Annotated in this window: 22 protein-coding genes and 1 pseudogene; all 23 read right to left on the bottom strand. The window is 51.0% G+C overall.

What is annotated here, in order from left to right:
- Positions 1–111: 111 nt before the first annotated feature.
- The gene (locus tag P6M73_RS11165; protein ID WP_277853128.1) at positions 112–2,631 is read right to left on the bottom strand and encodes a phage tail protein; all 2,520 of its coding nucleotides are present in this window, start codon (positions 2,629–2,631) and stop codon (positions 112–114) included.
- Positions 2,632–2,635: 4 nt separating this feature from the next.
- Positions 2,636–3,409: a distal tail protein Dit gene (locus P6M73_RS11160; RefSeq protein ID WP_277853127.1), complete on the bottom strand. Its 774-nt coding sequence runs from the start codon at positions 3,407–3,409 to the stop codon at positions 2,636–2,638.
- A 12-nt stretch (positions 3,410–3,421) separates the two neighbouring features.
- Complete coding sequence (locus P6M73_RS11155) at positions 3,422–5,890, bottom strand: phage tail protein (RefSeq protein WP_277853126.1); 2,469 nt, start codon at positions 5,888–5,890, stop codon at positions 3,422–3,424.
- A 214-nt stretch (positions 5,891–6,104) separates the two neighbouring features.
- Entirely contained in the window at positions 6,105–6,491 is a 387-nt protein-coding gene (locus tag P6M73_RS11150) for a hypothetical protein (RefSeq protein WP_277853125.1), read from the bottom strand.
- Between the two features lie 3 nt (positions 6,492–6,494).
- Positions 6,495–7,094, bottom strand: coding sequence for a major tail protein (locus P6M73_RS11145; RefSeq protein ID WP_277853124.1), 600 nt, complete (start codon positions 7,092–7,094; stop codon positions 6,495–6,497).
- Between the two features lies 1 nt (position 7,095).
- Positions 7,096–7,437, bottom strand: coding sequence for a hypothetical protein (locus P6M73_RS11140; RefSeq protein WP_277853123.1), 342 nt, complete (start codon positions 7,435–7,437; stop codon positions 7,096–7,098).
- The gene (locus tag P6M73_RS11135) at positions 7,434–7,868 is read right to left on the bottom strand and encodes an HK97-gp10 family putative phage morphogenesis protein (RefSeq protein WP_277853122.1); all 435 of its coding nucleotides are present in this window, start codon (positions 7,866–7,868) and stop codon (positions 7,434–7,436) included. Before P6M73_RS11135 ends, P6M73_RS11140 begins: the two co-directional genes overlap by 4 nt.
- On the bottom strand, positions 7,868–8,212 hold the full coding sequence (locus P6M73_RS11130) for a head-tail adaptor protein (protein WP_277853121.1): 345 nt from the start codon (positions 8,210–8,212) through the stop codon (positions 7,868–7,870). The genes P6M73_RS11135 and P6M73_RS11130 overlap by 1 nt, the downstream gene beginning before the upstream one ends.
- Positions 8,213–8,214: 2 nt before the next feature.
- Positions 8,215–8,532, bottom strand: coding sequence for a head-tail connector protein (locus P6M73_RS11125; protein ID WP_277853120.1), 318 nt, complete (start codon positions 8,530–8,532; stop codon positions 8,215–8,217).
- A 15-nt stretch (positions 8,533–8,547) separates the two neighbouring features.
- Positions 8,548–9,036 (bottom strand): head fiber protein, encoded by a 489-nt coding sequence (locus P6M73_RS16855; RefSeq protein WP_347276280.1) that lies wholly within the window; start codon positions 9,034–9,036, stop codon positions 8,548–8,550.
- Between the two features lie 12 nt (positions 9,037–9,048).
- Positions 9,049–10,254 (bottom strand): phage major capsid protein, encoded by a 1,206-nt coding sequence (locus P6M73_RS11115; RefSeq protein WP_277853119.1) that lies wholly within the window; start codon positions 10,252–10,254, stop codon positions 9,049–9,051.
- A 19-nt stretch (positions 10,255–10,273) separates the two neighbouring features.
- Positions 10,274–10,990, bottom strand: a complete 717-nt coding sequence (locus tag P6M73_RS11110) for a head maturation protease, ClpP-related (RefSeq protein ID WP_277853118.1) — start codon at positions 10,988–10,990, stop codon at positions 10,274–10,276.
- Positions 10,990–12,219: a phage portal protein gene (locus P6M73_RS11105; RefSeq protein WP_277853117.1), complete on the bottom strand. Its 1,230-nt coding sequence runs from the start codon at positions 12,217–12,219 to the stop codon at positions 10,990–10,992. Before P6M73_RS11105 ends, P6M73_RS11110 begins: the two co-directional genes overlap by 1 nt.
- Positions 12,216–13,790: a terminase large subunit gene (locus P6M73_RS11100; RefSeq protein WP_277855767.1), complete on the bottom strand. Its 1,575-nt coding sequence runs from the start codon at positions 13,788–13,790 to the stop codon at positions 12,216–12,218. The genes P6M73_RS11105 and P6M73_RS11100 overlap by 4 nt, the downstream gene beginning before the upstream one ends.
- A gap of 142 nt (positions 13,791–13,932) precedes the next feature.
- On the bottom strand, positions 13,933–14,166 hold the full coding sequence (locus P6M73_RS11095; RefSeq protein ID WP_277855766.1) for a DUF7678 domain-containing protein: 234 nt from the start codon (positions 14,164–14,166) through the stop codon (positions 13,933–13,935).
- Positions 14,156–14,569 carry a DUF4314 domain-containing protein gene (locus P6M73_RS17015; RefSeq protein WP_489666446.1) on the bottom strand — a complete coding sequence of 138 codons (414 nt, stop codon included), beginning with the start codon at positions 14,567–14,569 and terminating at the stop codon, positions 14,156–14,158. The genes P6M73_RS11095 and P6M73_RS17015 overlap by 11 nt, the downstream gene beginning before the upstream one ends.
- On the bottom strand, positions 14,562–15,263 hold the full coding sequence (locus tag P6M73_RS11080; protein ID WP_277853116.1) for a virulence protein: 702 nt from the start codon (positions 15,261–15,263) through the stop codon (positions 14,562–14,564). The genes P6M73_RS17015 and P6M73_RS11080 overlap by 8 nt, the downstream gene beginning before the upstream one ends.
- A 205-nt stretch (positions 15,264–15,468) precedes the next feature.
- Positions 15,469–16,722 (bottom strand): site-specific DNA-methyltransferase, encoded by a 1,254-nt coding sequence (locus tag P6M73_RS11075; protein WP_277853115.1) that lies wholly within the window; start codon positions 16,720–16,722, stop codon positions 15,469–15,471.
- Positions 16,723–16,725: 3 nt separating this feature from the next.
- Positions 16,726–17,226, bottom strand: coding sequence for a hypothetical protein (locus tag P6M73_RS11070; RefSeq protein ID WP_277853114.1), 501 nt, complete (start codon positions 17,224–17,226; stop codon positions 16,726–16,728).
- 145 nt (positions 17,227–17,371) lie between these two features.
- Complete coding sequence (locus P6M73_RS11065; RefSeq protein WP_277853113.1) at positions 17,372–17,722, bottom strand: HNH endonuclease; 351 nt, start codon at positions 17,720–17,722, stop codon at positions 17,372–17,374.
- 118 nt (positions 17,723–17,840) lie between these two features.
- Positions 17,841–18,272: a DUF1492 domain-containing protein gene (locus tag P6M73_RS11060; RefSeq protein WP_277853112.1), complete on the bottom strand. Its 432-nt coding sequence runs from the start codon at positions 18,270–18,272 to the stop codon at positions 17,841–17,843.
- 57 nt (positions 18,273–18,329) lie between these two features.
- A pseudogene (locus P6M73_RS11055) lies at positions 18,330–19,693 on the bottom strand (SNF2-related protein).
- Positions 19,690–19,977 (bottom strand): PDDEXK family nuclease, encoded by a 288-nt coding sequence (locus P6M73_RS11050; protein ID WP_277853111.1) that lies wholly within the window; start codon positions 19,975–19,977, stop codon positions 19,690–19,692. Before P6M73_RS11050 ends, P6M73_RS11055 begins: the two are co-directional and overlap by 4 nt.
- Between the last annotated feature and the right edge of the window lie 102 nt (positions 19,978–20,079).

Here is a 20,079-nt window from a genome sequence, read left to right as displayed (position 1 = left end):
TACAGTTCTGTATAACAAGACGGATGGTGATGGAGCGCAGCCTGCCGTAGCCTTTGGGTGAAGCGTCTCGCGCCACTTGTTGAAAAGATACCATGTGAAATCACCGCCCTCTCAATACAAATCAATAAATCGTGTTTCGGTCGTCCCGTCCTCGTATTCAAATACTACCTCGATACCGACCTGTCCATTTGCACCCTTGTTCAGATTATCTGAGCCGATTTGAGCCGAAATAGTGTAGTTACGTCTTGATGCTGGATAGACTGTTTGCGCCATGCTTTTGGTCATATCCGCCACACCAACTGCCTTAAAGGAAGCTGTACCGGATACACCGTTTTCAGTATCCACTACAAAGCCGCTATTTTGCCAATAGGCGAAGCCATCATCGGCTCTGCTGTTTCGCAGATGGTTGAACGGTACCATATCCTTGATTTCCTGCCCGATGAGATTGCTTTGGTCGAACTGGTCGGCAATCGTTGCTGATGAGGAATCGCCAAGTTCTCTGAGTTTTGTGGAGAGTTCCAATACGGTTTTCCACGGCTCTTGAAGGTTATACTGGCGGCGTATAATTCGTGTTTTAATGGTCAGATTCAAATCCCTGTCGTCAACGGTTACAATATCACCCAAATTCCAGCGCTCGTGTTCATAGCCTGTCAATACGGACAAATCCATCGCCGAGAGGACATAGGAAACGCGGGGCTTTGCGTACTCAGCAAGCCGCATATTGGTAAATTCAAGCATCTGATAGGGGTTCGTAAAACTGGAGCAGTCGAGTGTCGCTACCCGCACCTCGCTTGAATAGGTTAAGTCCTCCAGATATTCCTTGCCGCCGTTAATGGCACTAAAGGTCATGCCGTCTTTACCGATGGCGTAGAGTCGCGTAACAAGGGATCGAGTATCGACTACACGCTTAATCCCCGTCAAGTTTTTGCGGTAGGCAAAGAGCGCACCGCTGTCTGTCCCGCTGAATGTCAGTAAGTCCACTCGCCTGTCCCGGCTGTGGAATACCAAATCGCCACCATGGATGTTCTGCACCATCCGCAGGATGGAGAGTGCGTTCTTTTCTTGGCATTCCCATGTTCGAAGGGTGATCACATTTACCGTGCCGACTTCCCAGCCTGTGCCCGCAAGCGCAAACGCCATCGGGGCAGCGGGCAGGTCGGCGTTGAATTCAATCGGTTGTTTTTCTGCAGAAAAAGTCAGGTCATAGAATGCCGCTTCAGCATAGACCGTTGTGAGTATGCTGTTGCCATCCGAACCTTTTTCATCCGTCATTGTCCGTATGCGGTAAACATCCTCAGCGATCTGCACCTGCTTCTCGTTGTCAAGCGTCGCCCGCTTCGGGTCACTGTAGGGCAGCTTGAATTCCAAGGTGTCCGCTCCGTTGATCTCGCCCGTAACAATGATGTCGTAAGCATTCTCCAGAACCGTTTCCCACGCTCCGTTCCCGTCCAAAACCACGGGGCGGGCAAAACCCAGTTTCTCATATGGAGATTTTGGGATATCATGAAGTGTGATATCGAGCAGCTTCGGCGTGACCGTCGTATCGCTGGTGGTGAGCGTTACCCTGTAACGGATATATGAGCGATTCGGTGAGGACAGTTCGCCGTTTGTGCCAACTGTCTGCCATGCCGACCAGTCCTGCAAATCATCTGAAGTTGATGTTTCTATCAGTGAAATGGACGTGACGCCCGCCGTGTATTCGCTTGTTGCCGATACCCGACCGCTCCCGGCAAGGCTGCATTCGGCAGCAATCGTCGTCAGTTGGCCGATTTCGGGGTAGAGATTATCAATTCCTTTCCGTAGGGTGACAGCTCCCGGCTCAGTTAGCGCATCCACGTTACCCGAAGTATCTCCGCCATTGGCAAGCATCGCCTGACGGAAATAGTGAATCAAGTCATCAATAGTTAAGTCGCTGTCTGTTTCAAAGAACCACTCGTCCAAGCCACCTGCGTAGTAATACTGATTTGCGTGCATTCCCATGACGATATCTGCTATACAGGATGGATTCAATGTACCAGTAAATGTCCGCAAAGGGGCTGTCCACACTACACCGTCGGCACGGTTACACAGAACTATCTGAGATGTTTTTTCCGTCGCATTTATGATGGCAGAGAGGAAATACCAACCACCATTGACCATGTTGAATCCAGGTGTTTCGGTTTGGTCAAGGATAAGCGTGCCCGCTGAATTATAGAGCATCATTCGCGGCCGTCCTTGATAGAGGGAAATATATAAAATTGGCTGACCGGGTCCTTGCCTTGTATTGAAAAGCGGAATGAAGTTCTGCCCGACAGAATAGGTGGTCGGATTTACCCAACCGCCGACGGCAATGTTATCACCGAGATCAGAAAAGAATGTACCGTCGTTGGCGGCGACAAGGTGCGTCTTTTCTGTGGTTGGATTGTTGATGTTTATGCGAAAATACCGCCCAAACCTGCCGTTTAGTAAAGAGGCTGTTGTGCCGCTCCAGCCGGAGACAGTAAAATGTCGTCCGTTGCCGGAGGAGTCCGTAAGGCGGGTATCGCTGTCCGGCGTGGATTCGTTGAAACGCCAGAGTGCGGATGTTTTTTCGGTTACAGGGATCTCGCCTGTAAAGTCTGTTTGAGAAGTCAATATGGATTTTACCGCCATGTCCTCACCTCCAACGGCTCTTCGCCTGTATTTGCAGCTCTGTAAAGGTCGCACCGATTGCCGTAATGGTTACGCTGTTCGCTCCTTTGCGGAGAATTGGAAAATTCAACTCTTGAAGCAGCGGCAGACCATTTCGGAGCGTTTCGCCCGTGCCGTCTACCACCTTGGCAGTAACCAAACCGCTGTCGATGACAAGGGTTTCCCCGGCAGCCAGCGCACCGATAACGCGAAGTTCTTCGTCATTTGTTTTCAACGACACATAGGTTGATGACCCTGACGGAATGATGCCTTTCAAAAGGAAGACAGGCAGTGAGTCTGTATTGCCTTTACTCCTCGTGATCGCATTCGCGCCTGTTTGGGTTAGCGTAAAACCCTCGTCCGTCAAAGCGTAAGCATGTGGGTCGGGGCAGACGAAGTTCAAGTCAAATGCACCCGCTGAGCGAATAAGCCGTTCACAGTTCACTTCCGTCTGCAGTCGCGCTGTGAAATAGCGGTCGGCTACATCGTCAAGCACAAGCTGTTTCAGCCCCTTATCCGGGTCAAGCCATTCTGCCAGACCATCCAGAACTCCAACCAATGAAGCGAGGTTGTGCTTTGGAGCGATATTACAGCGAACGGTTATGACCCGCTCTGCGCTATCACTGCCAAAGTCTGCCACGCCGGGCTTGCCGGGTATGGAAACAAAGGAGTTGCGCAAGGGTGGCGAAGCCTGCCAAGAGGTCAGCCGAGCCTTGACGTTCATGCTTTGTGATGAGATTCCGTTGAAAATAAAGCCCACGCCAACACCTCCTTATGCCGGGCTAAACCGCCCCTGCGCCCGCGAGCCGGTTTGCATCAGGTTGTACAGTTCCTGTGATATTCTGCGGATGTCATCCTCGCTGCGGACAATCATCTGCTGTATGTTGATGAGCGAGGGCATACCTGATACCGCAAAGCCGCCATGACTTCCTGTCACATCACCCATATTTATGCCAGGCGTATCAAAAGCGGTGGGGATAGCGTTCTGCATATCGTCTGCGACTTCATCCATCGCCCGTTCAAAGCCCACACCGATGCCCTGACCCATGTTTTCGCCAAGTCCGGCAAATAAGGTGGAGGGAGAACGGATACCGAAGAAGTTTTTAATGCCGTCGACGATCCCTCCGAAGAAGCCGGAGATTTTACCCCAAATCCAATCGGTGACGTTCGAAATACCCTGCCACAGCCCCTTGATAAGGTCGCTACCGACTTGCACGATTTTACCGATGTTACCGGTAAAGCCTTTCACGATGGCCGTAATAATCTGAGGTATCGCTTTTACGATTTCCACGATGATGGTTGGCAGGTTCTTTATCAACGCCACGAACAGCTGAATGCCCGCTCCCACAAGCTGCGGGATGCTCCCGATAATCGCCGTAATAAGCGATGAGATGATCTGTGGTATCGCCGCCACGATGGCAGTTATAATCTGCGGCAGGTTTTGAACCAACGAAATTAACAGCTGAATCCCGGCGTCAATAAGCTGGGGAATAGAGCCGAGGATCGCTGTAATTAAACCCTCGATAATTTGCGGTATAGCCGCCACAATTGCCGTGATGATTTCAGGCAAGGCGTCTACTAAGGACACCAGTAGCTGAATCCCTGCATCAATAATTTTCGGGATGGCCCCGATGATAAAATCTACAATGCCGAGGATGATAGCGGGCAGAGCAGCGATCAATTGGGGCAGTGCATCCAGGATTCCCTGTGCCAGTCCAAGAATCAGTTGAAGGGCGGCATCAAGTATCATAGGCAGGCTTTCCATCAAGCCTTGAACGATTGTGATCACAGCGTTCACCGCCGCCGGTATCAACTGTGGAAGTGCATCGGCGATGCCTGTAACGAGAGTGGTCACTAATTGAACCGCTGCATCAATAAGTAATGGAAGATTATCAATCAGCGCACCCACAATGGTCATAACAGCATCCACGGCAGCGGGGATAAGTTCGGGTAAAAGCGTTAAAATCGTTGTCAGCACCTGTGTGAAAAGGTCGACTACCGTAGCGAGCAGAGTCGGAAGCAAATCACCGATTGCCTGTAGTATCCCGTCAAGGGCAGGCGGCAGTGCTCGTACGATATTCTCAATAACTGGAACAATGTTTTTCACGACGTTCTGGAACGCTTCGACCACATTACCAATCAAAAGTCCTACATCAGCATTGGCATTACCCAAACCCGCCATCAAGTTGCCGATAGCCGACTGCATCCCTGCCATAGAGCCAGTTATTGTTTCCGTGGCTTCCAAGGCGGTCGTTCCTGTGATCCCCATTTCGGTCTGAATGACATGGATTGCTTCGGTCAAATCGGAAAATGAAGAAAGGTCGTATTTAATACCGGAGATTTTTTCGGCATCAGCCAAGAGCCTCTCCATTTCAGACTTTGTGCCGCCATAGCCCAGTTTCAGGTTGTCGAGCATCGTGTAGTTCTGCTTGGCGAAACCCTGATAGGCATTTTGGATGGATGCGATGTCCGTACCCATTTTATTGGCGTTATCGGCCATATCCGTAATCGCCATGTCCGCAACCTGCGCTGCTTTTGCGGTATCGCCGCCGAGGGACTGGATAAGACTTGCTGAAAAGCCCGTGACGGTTTCCATATATTCGTTGGCGGACATACCGGCGGTCTTGAAGGCATTTTCGGCATACCCCTGTACAGACTGTGACGCCTCCCCGAACAGCGTATCCACGCCGCCGACCAGTTGTTCGTAGTCCGCATAGGCGGATATGACTTCTTTGCCAAGTTTGACGGCAGCGGCTCCGGCAGCAACAGCCACCGCGCCCATTGCCACGCCGATGCCTTTGAGGATGCCGCCCAGCCTCTCGAATTTTCCGCCGGATTTTTCGGCGCTGTCACCAGCGTCCTCCAGTTCCTCACCAAGGTCGTCGGCTTCTTCCGCTGACTCTTCCAATTCACGCTCCATGTTGTTCAGTTCCGCGTTGGCGTTATTGAGAGCGATCTGCCAGTTTTGAGTGCGCCGATCATTTTCACCAAAGCTGTCGGAGGCGTTTCGAAGAGCGGCTTCAAGGGTGGAGATTTTGTCCTTCTGGGCATCGATCGCTTTATTGAGGACTTCGTTGCGAGCGGCAGTAGCTGCTATGGATTTATCCTGTTTGTCGAACTCGCTCGTTACCAGCTTCATTTCTGAGCCCAGCACTTTGAAGGACTGGTTTATGTCACGAAGTGCGCTCTTAAATTCCTTTTCGCCCTCGACGCCTATTTTCAACCCGAAGTTATCAGCCACTTAAAACACCTCCTCCCTCAAAAAAATTAGATGCCATCAGGGATGACATCTTCAATAAACTGTTCGTGCTTTGGTTTGGTCATTCCGAGGAACTGGCGATGGCATTCCCACAAGTCCAGCAATTGCCCTATCGGGGTGAGCCACGTTTCCTCTTCGGAGCGATTCAGATGAACCGTACCGTAATATAAAAGTCGGGTAAACAACTCATCGTCGCTTACCCGACCTCGGCGTTTTTTGGTTCACCATCCTCGCTTTCGATGTTACGAGCCGTCCCTTTGAACATCGCCTCGGTAATTGCCGACTTATACGCCGCCAGTTCAAGTGGCGAGGTGAGCAATTCCACTTCCTCCTCGGTCAGCAGATCTTTCGGTTTCTCCTTGTTGCGCAGGTTGTGGATGAGGATGGGCTGGTTAGCAAGGAGCGTAATCAGCCAGATAATCTCGTCCAGCGCCATCTCGAAGTTTTCTGACTTCATTAACTTATCACCCAAGTTATCCAGCCCGCCGTAGCGTTTGGCGATTTCCTTTGTAGCACGGGTGGACAGAATCAACTGATAATCTTCATCGCCGATTTTTATGACGGCACTTCGTTCGTTATCCATGCATTAACCCTCCAAACCCGTGTCAAAGTCAGGTTCGTACACTTCTGTATACCAACCGCTGATCACACCTGGTAGCACATCCGCATCATCTTCGTTAACTTCCGCTTTCCAAGGATGACGATCGTTGCCGTCCGGTTTATTGCGGCGGGAAACAGTACCTTCAATACTCGGTGTGGAAAAGGTGATGCTATCGCCCTTGGTGGCGAGATTGGTGGACGGAACGCCGAACTTCACGCGGTAAAGCCAGAAGTAGCGGTACTTACCATTCGCTTTTTTTGCCCGAAATCCAATAGCAACAGGGTCGCCACCGTCCTCTGAAGCCGAAATAAGAACGCCGTTTTCATCCATGGTCGCTCCTGTCAGCTTTGCGGCGACGGTTTTTCCGATGTCATCCACACCAAGGGTAAGCTTACCGTTTTTGAATTCCTTGATGATTTCAGCGGCACCATCGTCCGCCCAGAGTGTCGCTTCCGCAAGTTCGATAGATAATTCAGCTGAGATTGCCTTAGCCAGCATTACCGGAGTGTCGTAGGTCTCGTGACCCGTAATAGGCGCTTCGGTGATTGTTGCGTAGTAGAGCTTATCAAGACCAATTGTAGCCATGTCAAATTTCCTCCGTTTCGTATTCTTTCGCCACATCGATGGCGTAATGATAATAGCCGCTATCGTTCTCATAGCCGATGTAGCGGCGATCTGTTATCGTAAACGCCGCACCAAGCAGGGCGGCGGTAATCTGATTTTTCCGGTTGATGTAATTGCCTTCTGAAAACAGGGATATCCTCACCTCGGACACATCAATAAGCGGTGTATTATCCCCGAACAAGGCAAACTCATCCGTCATCGGTGTGAGAACAAGATACTCGTTGGGTGCAACACCGCTGAATATGCCCGTTTCCACCGGTAGTAGAGGAGAGAGCAGCGCGTTCAGTTCCTGCAAAATGCTCATATGCGCTCCACCTCCTGGTCGAATTTTTCCTTCATCGCTTCAATAGCCGCATTCCTCGATTGTCTGCGGGCTGGTGTCATGAAGGGTTTCGGCGGCTGACCGTGCTTACCGTATTCGAGAATATTAGCGATTTTGGCGTTACTGTCGCCGTCACTTCTTGGCTCGGCAAAACCGATTTTGATATCCCAGCCTGAGCCGTCCCGTTTCTGCTTCGCAGGCGACAAACCGAGAGAGTCTTCCAACTCACCTGTGGAACGACTCTTTGTTTTCGTGCCATGCCCGACTACAGAGGAGAGGTTGCTTTTTGCCTTTGAAAGAACGACTTCACCGCCTGCTTCCAGCACATTGGGGATAATTTCATCCGTTTTATTGCCAAGTCGAGAGAGTTTTAAGAGGAATTCCTCCGGCATTTTCATTTCGATTTTTGCCATTACCTCACCGTCCCTTCCAATTTCTCCGCCAACACTTCGATATACATCCCGCGTCCACGCACATCTTCCGCGTTAATAATGTTATAGCGGCCATCAGCTTCGGAGATAAAGTGTGAAGTCGTGACCGTTAAGCCCGGAATTTTGCGGAAGCGAAACATCGCTGTTACGCTTGAAAACGCTGCATTCCCAATAATCCGTTCCCATTTTGCGGTGGTGTTGCGAACTTCCTTATATGCCTTAACCGAAGCGATGATGTTGTCGCCTTTAGTGACGAAACCCTCTGCATCTTTGATGGGATCGGTTGAGATGATGTTGATTGGCGTACTCATTTTTCCGTATCCCATGCTTACACACCCCACAATCTGTCAAGACGCAAAAGCATGTTGACCGTATTCCAGACTTGTTGAGAAGCCTGAACGCTGTCGGCAAAGAAACCGGCCGTTGAGCCATCGCGGGATTCGTACCAACTCGATACAAGCATGATTACGGCCTGTTCAGTTGCGGCGGGCATAGAATTTTCGGTGTAATAGCCCTCCGCAATATGCTGGTAGCTCTCGGCATAATTGACAGCGGCGGCGATGAGGCGCAGGAGCAGATCGTCGTCATCAGCGTGTGTCAGTATTAGGTTTTCTTTGACTTTTGGCAACAATTCCGTTGGCGTCATCGCCGCTCACCTCCATTATTCTTGGTCTGCCATCAATCCCGCAGCTTTCAGTTTTGCGAGCAGAGCATTGAAATCCGTAACAAGTGTGGCTGTGTCCTCAGCTATGCTGTCAGCTTGATTCGCAGCAGCTTTCACAAGTCCGGAGATTGACTCCGTAGCATCGGTAGGATATGTCGGGACATACAGCTTATGGTCATCGCCGATTTTAACTTCGACGGTGTCGTCCTCGGTTGCTTCGTCAGCTATGACACCGCCTAAAGTTTCATCTGTTGCCGCAGCAAGTGCTTGAACATACAGCTTACTGTCTTCGCCGATTTTCACTTCGACAGTGTCATCCTCACCAGCAGCGGCGGCTTTTACACCGCCAAGAGTATCCCCAGTTGCCACAAGGAGAGGGTCGGCGGAGAGCCCCGTTACCGAGGCTCCCTCTTTGATTTCCAGCGTGCCGCCGATGACGGTTTTTTCGCCGCCCTGTTCGGTATAGTTCTTTGTGTTATAGCTCATATTGCACCTCCGTTAAGCTTTCTGCTGGAGAACCTTGATAGCCTCCGGCAGAATCAATTTGCCATCCACACGTTGGGTGGCAACGAAGCCCACCTGCCCGGTGACAGCGAAGAGTTCATTCAGTCGCTTAAACACACGCCCCTGACGGTCGGCTACCCAGTAATAACTGAAGTCTCCAAACACAATGGTCTTGGCGGCTGCAGCGATGGTGGGTACATATGCGGAGGTGTAAACAGGACGGTTCAAAATGGTGTCAGGCGTACCCGCTTGCAGGGAGGGCTGCCACAGATACTGGCCCTGCCCATCCTTTAACTTGCGGATGGCCTTTACAGTAGCATCGTTCATAACAAATACAGCCTTGTTGCGGTAAGGCGCCTTAAGCGAGTAGAACAAATCAAGCACCTCATCCATCGTGACGGCGGTAGCTCCTGCCGTGGTTACGCCAAGCTGTGCACCGCCAGTCGCAGCAAGGATGCCAGTGGGCTTGCCGGAGCCGTCGCCGGTAAAGAAGGCGTCCTCCTCTTTATTACCGATGCGCCTTGCAAACTCTCTGGAAATGTAAGCTTCGAGATTGAACACGCTGTCGTTTAGGAGTTCCTCGGATACCTTGATGAGCGTGCCCAGCTTGTAAGCGCCGATGGACACCTGGCCGAAAGCCTCGTCGCTGTCGGGGATGGTACCTTCTTCGTCGATCCACGATGCGGTGCCTTTGGATGCTACGACAGGAATTTTACGATCACCGGAAGAGGTGGTGATGACGTTTGCCAACCTGCGGAAGACATTCTCCTCGTCGAGGGCTTCCACAAGCGTGCGCTCAAATTCGTCGGGCACGAGGTAGCCGCCCTCGGAGTCGGTGCCGATTTGCAGGGCGTTCTTTACGCTCATATCAAGACCCTCGTTGCCACGAGTGCGCATGGCATTCCAGAAGGCTTTTCTGTATTCGGCGGACGCACGGCCAGTCTTGTCCTCAGTGGACTTGTTCGGCGCACCCAAAATAGGAGCGGATGTAGGCTTACTCATCTCAAGGTCATAGGCCGCCTGGCGTTCCAGACGCTCAATTTCCTTGCCGAGAGCGACCATGTCGGCTTCCATCTTGTCGTACTCTGCGGCAGCTTCAGCGGGAACAAACCCGTCCGCGCTGCGCTTCTGGTCAAGGAACTCCTTTGCGGTGTTCCAGATTTTGTTGCGCTTCTCGCGCAGTTCAAGGATTTTATTCATTGTCATTACCTCCATAAATTTAGTGGATAATCAAATTGAGCCGCTGTTGAAGCGACTCAGCGAGTACGCCTTGCGGCTCAGGTTCGGGTTGCGGTTGTTCTTTGGTCTTTACCTTATCAAGCAAGGAATTGGTGACTGCCCTGCGACTGAACGCATAGGTCGGAGTGGCTTGATGTCTTTTGCTGTCTTCCAGCACACCGTCGGCAAAACCCAATTCAATCGCCTTGTTTGCGTTCATCCACGTTTCTGCGTCCATCCAGTGGGAGATTTTTGCTCTCGACTGATTGGTCTTGACCTGGTAGGCGTTGATGATGGATTCCTTGACCTCGTCCAGCATGGAGATGGCTTTTTGCATTTCGTCCGTGTCACCAATGGCGATGGTCAGTGGATTGTGCACCATCATCAGTGCGGTGGGAGCCATGAGGACTTTCGTGCCAGCCATAGCGATGACACTTGCCGCCGAAGCGGCGATGCCGTCAATCTTGACCGTGACGTTGTGCGGATAATCCATCAACATGGCGTAGATTTGACTTGCAGCGATGCAGTCTCCGCCGGGCGAATTTAGCCAGATGGTGATGTCACCCTTGTCTGAGAAGAGTTCCGATTTGAACATTGCCGGAGTGATTTCATCACCCCACCAAGTCTCATCCGAGATCTCTCCGTCAAAGTAAAGGACGCGCTCGCCACTTTCGTCAGCATCACGCGCCCAGTTCCAAAACTTCTTGTTTTTTGCCATTAGCTTGTATCCTCCGTTTCATTTGGTTTGTATGCTGCTCCAACATCGGCCAGCTTGACCATGTTGCCGTTGACGAAGTGCAGATCGCCGCCTTCCTCGGCAGTCAGCAGATTCATATCCTCCAAGCCACGTACATCGTTGACCGACATAAATCCGTTTTGAATGCCTGTTGAATAGCCTTGCATACGGCTTTGGTAGTCGCCGCGAAGTAGTCCGTCGAGATTAAACTTGATAAAGATCGTCGCTTTTTCCGATGGCAGAATGAGAGCCTGCTGTAAAGACTGCTCCCACCTGACCACCCACGGGTCGAGGGTATACTTGACGAACTCTAAAGACTGCTGTTCGATGTTGGAGAAGCTGCTCTTTTCAAGGTCGCCGACCATATGAGGAGGCACTCTGAAAATACGGGCGATTTCATTTGTCTGAAACTTACGTGTTTCCAAAAACTGCGCCTGTTCCGGCGGTATGGACATCTGGTGGAATTTAAGACCTTCCTCCAAAACCGCTACTTTGTGTGCATTTGCGCCTCCGAATTGCGACTGCCAGCTTTCTCTGAGCCTGTCGGCCTGTTCCGGCTTGATGACACCGGGGTGTTCCAGTACGCCGCCAGGATTCGCACCGTTGGCGAAAAAAGCAGCGCCGTAGTCCTCCGTTGCAAGGGCAAGCCCCACGGCGTTCTTTGCCATCGCTATCGGCGAGTAACCTATAAGGCCGTCAAAGCCCAAGCCGGGGATATGCAGGACGTTCTCACGCCGTAATTTGATATGCCCCTTGTCACTTTGGTAGGTGTAGACCAGTTCGCCACTTTCGTTTCTATCTACAGCCATTCGGTCGGGTAGTAGTGGATAGATTGCAAAGGGAAACCCTCTGCCGTCTCTGATAATCTGTGCGTAGGCGTTGCCCCAAAGTAAAAGATGACTCATCAGCGTTTCTCTGAACACAAATGAAGTCATCTCGCGGTTAGGCTCATCATGAAGCAGCCGGTAGAGGGGGTGCGACGGTTTTGTGGATTTGCTCCCGTTGGCGGTTCGCTCATATACATGGAGCGGAAGTCCCGCCACCGATTCGGCAAGGATACGGACGCAAGCGTAGACCGCCGAGGTCTGCATCGCCGTCCGCTCATTGACCACCTTACCGCTGGTTGTGCCACCGAAGAGAAAACTCCAGCCGCCGCCTACACGGTTTTTAGGCTTATCCCGTGAGCGGAACAACCCTGAGAATATGCTCATATAAATAACAACCCCCTTTCATCATAGACACTGTCGTTGATACCGCCGCCGAGGGTTGCCCTCGCAAGTCCCATGATCAGCGCGACCACACCATCTATTTTCTCTGTTGATTTCTTTTTATTGGGTTTGATGTTGCCTGCAGCGTCTTGGTCGACGATGACATTTCCCATATTCCAATCGAGGACAGGATGTTTGCCGTGGCGTATTTTGCCTTCCATCACAAACTGATAGAAGTCCTTTGAAGGTGGGGACATGGAAATGAAACCCTGACCGAACGGAAACACTGTAAACCCATGCTCCGCACCCAGCTCTTCAAGGTCGCGGCGTATCTTCTCCGCACCGTAGCGGTCGTAGGCGATTTCACGAACTCTAAAACGCTCCGACAGCTTGGCGATGAAAGCCACTATGTAGTCATAGTCCACCACATTGCCCTCGGTGGTGTTGAACACTCCTGTCTTTTTCCATACGGCATAAGGAACGTGGTCGCGCCTTGTCCGCAGGTCAATCACATCTTCCGGCAGCCAGTAAAACGGCATCACTGTATATTTGGTATCGCCTCCAACCGGTGGGAATACCAGAACCAGAGCCGTAAGGTCGCCGGTACTGGAAAGGTCGAGACCGCAGTAGCAATCCCGACCCTCATATTCTTCGAAGTCTATGTCTTCGCCGCAGACGTCCCATTTGTCCATAGGCATCCACCTGATATCAGCATTGCACCATTCGTTCAGGCGAAACTGCCGAAAGTGCATCTCCTCGGCAGGGTTTTGTTTCGCCTGTTCATACGCAGCCTGCACCGTTTCAAAGGGAATCGTTACGTCGATGGATGGATTGACCCGTCGCCAGACGGCTTCGTCGTTCCAATCGTCATCTTCTTCAATGCCGAATACGGCAGGATAAAAGGATGGATCAATTTTCGAGCCGTCCATAACCGCTTTGGCTTTTTGGTGGATTTCATAACAGATGCTCGTTTTATCCCTGCCCGCTGTGGTGATGAGAAAGTAGAGGGGCTGCCGCCTGGCGTCACCCGTGTACTTGGTCATGGTATCAAACAGTTCGCGGGTCTGCTGGGCAAAAAGCTCATCAAATATAAGACCGGAAACATTGAAGCCTTGTTTGGACTTTGTTTCCGAGGACAGCACTCTATAAAAACTGTTGGTGTGCGGGAATATAATTCGCTTGGTTGACGGCACGAGTTTTGACAGTTTTGCCAGATCGCCGCATTGCTCGACCATCGCTTTGGCAGTATTGAAAACAATACTCGCCTGATTGATGTCGGCGGCACAGGAGTAGACCTCGGCACCCGCTTCGCCGTCGGCGAACAGGAGGTAGAGGGCGATTGCCGCCGCCAGTTCTGACTTACCGTTTTTCTTACCGACCTCAACATACGCCGTGCGAAACTGCCGATAACCGTCCTCTCCGACGATACCAAAAATATCACGGATAATTTGCTCCTGCCACGGCATCAACTGAAAAGGTTTTCCATACCATTCGCCGGTGGTGTGCTTGAGCATGGATATAAAATTAACCGCAAAATCCGCTCGTCGTACATCATATCGGCTGGTCGGCAACATGAGTGGTGTTGGTTTGTATTTGAAATCAGGCACCGTCGTCCTCCTTTCGCGCAAAATAAAAGACCTCCGAAGAAGTCATCAAAATCTATCTGTACGAGAGACAGCCCCTTGTCGGGGTGTCTGTCTTTCGATTGTTTCGTGTTTAGTTGTACTTGCTGAGGATGATGGTGTAGACCGCCTTGACCTCATCGGTGGGCTTGATATCCCAACCCCTGTCGTAGTTAACAACGTCGCGACTTTCGCCGAACTTGCGTAGTGTCAGCTTACTGATTTTGCCGCCGTCGATACCGAACGGAGAGCTTTCCTCATAATGCTTGACCCAATATTTGTACTTGCTGCCTGTCGATGGGCAGTAGATAATTCCTTCACTCCACATTTTCAAGTTCCCCTGTCAATATCAGATTTGCATATCGCTTGGTGTCCGTGGAAATGAAGTTCGCTAATTCGTTGAATCCCATCTCCATCGCAATTTTGAACACTGCTTTGGTATCAAACATATTCGTGCGCCCCGTGGCCGCCACCTTACGACATTGTGCTTTGACAACCTCGGCTTTGGAAAGCAGTCTGATTTCATCCTCGCCAAAAACTGCTCCGAGATGTGAGCCGCTGTCCCAGATAATGAAAACCGTGCCTGTGTCGTCTACGAAGTCTACCGTACCCGTGTCGCCGGGTTTCAGCTTGGTGTAGGGGTCAGTCATGGAAATCAGTTCAACACGAGCGCCTTTCTTGTACCTTGCCCTCCGTGCTTCGAGGGCTGCTTTTGAAATGAAACTATTCACTGTCTGCCACCTCCATTTTCTTGCCGCCTTTCCAGCTTGAATTGCCCTCAAGTCTTGAAAGTAATATCTTTCGAGCTGCTTTGTACTCGTCGCCGATGAAGCCAAGGGAGAGCAGGAAACACCGCATGGCGTATTTCGGGTTGCCGTCGATGTCTTTTTCTCTTGCCGTGATACGCTTCTTTTCAATTGCAGTTTTGCAAAGCAGGCTGATCAGCGTGGCGTAGGCTTCTGTGTGTTCCGCATCAATCGTTCCTTTAAACCAGGGGAACTGCAGTGTGTCGGTGGTCTGCTTAATCGGCAGGTCATCCGTTCCGAGCGACGCCTTGAGAAGCGGGGCTTTGGCATTCACCAGTTTGGAGAGATTGTCGAGTTTTTCAGGTGTAAAGCCGTCAAGGGGTATTTCGATGGTCAGGCGGTCGCTGAGTTCCGTTTGGTATGTGCAGCTTTCGGGTCCAGTCGCCAGCTCATCGTATTCTTCGGTGACTGCCTTGAAGCTGTGCAAACCGCAAAGGTTAGCGACCAGCTCCCGGTTGTCCTCGCCCGTGACTGTGCCGGTCTTGTCGATGTGGTAGCCGCCAACCTCGTAGGCGAATGTCGGCGCTCCGAGGTAATTGGTCGGGGCGTTAAGTTCATGACTGATGGCTGCGACCAGTGTTTTACGTTCAGGGCCTGTTACGTTGTAAGAAAGTCTCATGCTCGTTTCCTCCATTTTCCTTGATTTTGCAGGGGTTTTGTCCTCCGTGCACTACATATATCACTCTGAACGCCTTTATTAGCAAGCTTTTATGTGATAATAAATGCACCGAATATCAAGGAAATACAGCCCCTTGTTATTGTGTGTATGACACAATGCCGCTGAGAATAAAATCATACTTGGAAGAGCCACATAGCGCTTTTGACTATATTAAAGCCACCTCTTTCACGAGGTCGGCATATTGTAATACCTTGCCGTCACGCTCACAGGTGATATCCTCGCCACCGTTTTGCTTGTACTCGGCATACCTGCGTAAAATGACCGAAGCATATTTCTCGTCCAATTCGAGCATGTAGCAGGTGCGGTCAAGCTGCTCGCAGGCGATGAGCGTCGACCCGGAGCCGCCGAAAGTGTCCAGCACGATGGCGTTTGCCTGACTGCTGTTGGCAATAGGATATGCCAGCAGGTCGAGGGGTTTGCTTGTCGGGTGATCGGCGTTTTTCTTTGGTTTATCGAAGTTCCAAATGGTAGTCTGCTTACGGTCGGAATACCACTTGTGTTTGGAGGTATTCTTAAAGGCATACAGCACCGGCTCGTGCATTTGCTGGTAATCACCCCGACCAAGCACGAGGGCATTTTTCACCCAGATGCAAGTCGTGGAATAATGGAACCCTGCGTCCACGCAAGCGCGGAAGAAATTTACCTTCTCCGAATCTGAATGGAAGCAGTAAAAAGCCCCGCCGTCGGCGAGGTTCTCGTAAAGATTCTTAAATGCCGACAGCAAAAAGATGTAGAATTGTTCTGCCTTCATGCTGTCGTTCTTGATTTTTAGTCCGCTCACAGATTCAAAGCTGACGTTGTAAGGGGGATCGGTCAGGACAAGATTGGCTTTGCGACCATCCATCAGCTTCTTGACAGTTTCCGATACCGTGGCATCGCCGCAAATGAGTCGGTGCCGTCCCAGCGTCCAAACATCTCCGGGTAAAACAAAAGCCGCCTGTTCAAGAGCGGCTGTTAAGTCGAAATCGTCGTCAGCTACGTCCCCGCCGGGGTCGGCGAAGAGTTTTTCAATCTCGTCGGCGTCAAAGCCCGTAATTTCGAGGTCGAAGCCGAGTTCCTTGAGGTCGGCAAATTCCAGAGCTAAAAGTTCCTCGTCCCATCCGGCATTGAGTGCCAGTCTGTTGTCAGCAAGAATATACGCCCGCTTCTGCGCTTCGGTCAGATGTTCCACAAACACGCAGGGAATTTCGGTCAAACCTTCTTCCCGTGCTGCCATAATGCGTCCGTGTCCTGCGATAATATTCAGGTCTTTATCCACGATGACCGGATTGACAAAACCGAACTCACGCAGGGAGGAACGAAGCTGTAAAATCTGCTCCTTGCTATGGGTGCGGGCGTTCCTTGCATATGGGACGAGCCGGTCTATATTTACTTTTTCAAATCGCTCTGTTGATTGCATATCCTAAAACCCCCTATTCGTGAGTAGCTCCAAAAAGGCGTTTTTTTCTTCACCTTGAGTGCTACTGTGTCGATTGATGATTTGCATAATCAAGTTAAAATCGCCTTGCATCGCCCTATAATACTGAGCGCCTGCCGTGACGTAGGGCGACAGCTTCAAGTCCTTGGTCATTCGGCCGATTTTACGGTTCATGGCTTCGCAGGCAAGGAAGCCCTGTCTGTTTAGCACATAGTCCGTAATCGTCTGCGGTGCGACATAGCCGTCACAGCCGCGAGCCTCGATGTATTCCTCGATTTCACTTCGCAACACATCTGCCGATGGCACTTCTTTTTCACATTCCTTCATGGCTATAGAGAAGTAGTCCGCCATCACATTTTTGGAATTGACCTTTTTAGGTTTTGGCTGACTTGCAGTATTCGCACCAGAAGTTTTACCTTCAAGTTTTTTATCGATTGGATTTTTCCGAGGGCGGCCTGCCCCCGGACGATAGCCTCCGCTGGGCATGAGTGTCACCTCCTCGGTTTGATTCTAAGTTTGATTTTGATTCTTTGATTTTTTGATTTTTGATTATTGAAAAACTCACACGAAAGGCCAAGCGCGCTGTCCACCTTAGAAGTCACAGGGATTGAGACCGCCCCTCGGTCTGAACTTAAAAGTAGTCGCCTTGCCCAGCGTGAAGTCTTGAGTGGCATTCCTGACAAAGCGCCATCATATTCTCCCAGTCGTTTGTGCCGCCGTCGGTCAGCTTGATCTTATGGTGGGCAAGCGTTGCGGGAGTGAGCCGTCCGTCACGTTTACACATCACACATAGCGGGTTGGCCGACAGGAACGCTGCACGGATTTGTTTCCACGTTCTACCGTAGCGTTTATTGCTGTCGGGGTCGCGGTCGTATCTGTTATATCGTTTGGCTTCCTGTTTCTGATGTTCCTCACAGTACCTACCCGTAGCCAGCTTGGCGCAGCCGGGGTAGGCGCAGGGTTTCTTTGCTTTATATGGCACGTTGCACCTCCTGTTCTGCGCATAAGAAAAGCCCCGTGGGATTGCTCCCGCGAGGCTCGTGTGTGCATTCAATTTTGCTATTCTAATAGTAACAGGCTTCTAAGCGGAATTATAGTGGTCAACAGTGGCGTATGGCATCGATCTCGTCCAAAGCCCGGCCATGAAGCCGGTAAACCCAGCGAAGGTCGAAATGCAGCTCGACCGCTATCTGTTCCCATGTCTTGAAACACAAATACCTTAATTCCAGAAGCGTCTGGAGTTCGGGGCTTTCCACGCACTTAATCACCGTGACGATTTCATGCTTCAGATTTATCAAGCGAGTCAGGTCAGCGTTGATTTCAGACTCCAGGTCTACCATCTTGGCGATAACATCTTCCATGCGGTGGACATTGCGGTTTCCCTTGCTTGGCGGCACATCGGACAGAGTGGCACTTGCTTTTCCGGCGAGTTCTCGCAATGACTGTACCTGCTCAATCTTGCTATTGATACGCCGGTCTATGCGATAGGCTTGGGACAAATAATCCTTTGCCGATAGTTTTGGTTTGCTCATAGGCTACCTCCGATAATTTAATCCCCTCGGATTGGCAGCTTTTGACTCCATAGATTGTCATAGATTTGCTTTTACCGCATCAATTAAGGCGGTTTGTGTTTTGTCCTTGGCGGACAGGGCTTTCATTACCCGTTCGTCAATGGTGTCCTTGGCGATAATGTGGTAGAGAACCACCGTTTCAGCTTTCTGACCCTGCCGCCAAAGACGGGCATTGGCCTGCTGGTAGAGCTCTAAACTCCACGTCATCCCGAACCAAATAATCGTGGAGCCGCCCGACTGTAGATTCAATCCGTGTCCGGCAGAAGCGGGGTGGATTAAGGCGACAGGCCATTTGCCCTCGTTCCAGCTTGCGATACTGTCCGATGTATCCAATTTTGTAAATGATATATGCCGTTCTTTCAGCCTTGCTGATATTCGCTCCAAATCGTGCTTGAACCAGTAGGCCACGAGAACGGGCTTGTCGTTGGCGGCTTCGATTAAATCCTCAAGGGCATCCAGTTTACGGTCATGGATGTAGTGGACTGCACCGTCGTCGCCATAGACCGCACCATTCGCCATCTGGCAGAGCTTTCCTGATAGGGCGGCGGCATTGGCGGCAGTGACATCGCCACCAGCCAGTTTTAACACCAAATCCTGTCGCAGTTCGTCGTATCGCTCACGCTCTTTGTCTGATAGCTTAATGGGGTATTGGGCGGTTACCAGTTCCGGCATGATCAAGTGGTCTGTAGATTTCATGGATATGGTAATGTCGGCGATTTTGGCATATATTTCTTTTTCAGCAAACGGCAGAGGCTTGTAGCTGAATATGACCTGACCGTTTCGTTTGTCGGGCGTAAAGTATGTGCTGCAATACTGCCCGATGAACCGTCCGAGCCGCTGGCCCATGTCGAGAAGCCGGTACTCAGCCCATAAATCCATCAAGCCGTTACTGCTCGGTGTTCCTGTCAGACCGATGATGCGTACTACTTTGGGGCGAACCTTCATCAATGACCTGAACCGCTTTGTCTGGTGGTTCTTGAAGCTGGATAGTTCATCAACCACTAAGGTGTCGAAATCGAAAGGGATGCCGCTGGCCTCGATCAGCCACCCTACGTTTTCGCGGTTGATGATGTAAATATCTGCTTTAGCCTGGAGTGCCGCTTTGCGTTCCGTCTCCGTGCCGACAGCCACGGATAACCGCAGATCGGAGAGATGCTCCCATTTATGAAGCTCATCCGGCCAGGTGTCACGGGCGACTCGAAGCGGGGCAATTACTAAGATCCTGTGGGCTTCAAAGCTGTCAAACAGCAGGTCGGCGATGGCGGTAAGTGTTAACACCGTCTTGCCTAACCCAAGCCCATATCGAGAAACACAGCAGCGACATGGTTTTTCTTGATATATTCGGTCGCATATAGCTGGTAATCATGCGGTATGAACTTCATTCGGCATCACCTCCTATCTGCTCTAAAATTTCTCCGATTTGCGCTCCACTGTTCAAAACGTAGACCGCAAAACCTAATCGCCGAAGCAGCCCATGCCGCGCTTCCTGCAAAGGTCGAGGTTTCTCCCCATGCCGCTTCACTTCAACAAAGGCGATTTTGCCACGTGGCAGGAGAATAAGGCGGTCGGGCATTCCATCAAAACCGGGACTTGTAAATTTAAGTGCGATACCACCCATTGCTTTGACTGCTTGGACGAGTTTCTGTTCTATGGTTTTCTCTCTCACGATAACCTCCAATTTCTCATTTGCCGATTGCCCGATTTTTCCTATAATTACTACGCGTGCGTTTCCCGTGTGCCTATTACTCTTATCCTTACCTATATAAAT

It is taken from the genome of Anaerococcoides asporogena (assembly GCF_029590275.1).
Taxonomy (GTDB): domain Bacteria; phylum Bacillota; class Clostridia; order Clostridiales; family Clostridiaceae; genus JG1575.
The sequence above is the reverse complement of the archived record's forward strand: the minus strand, read 5'-3'. Positions and strand labels throughout refer to the sequence as shown.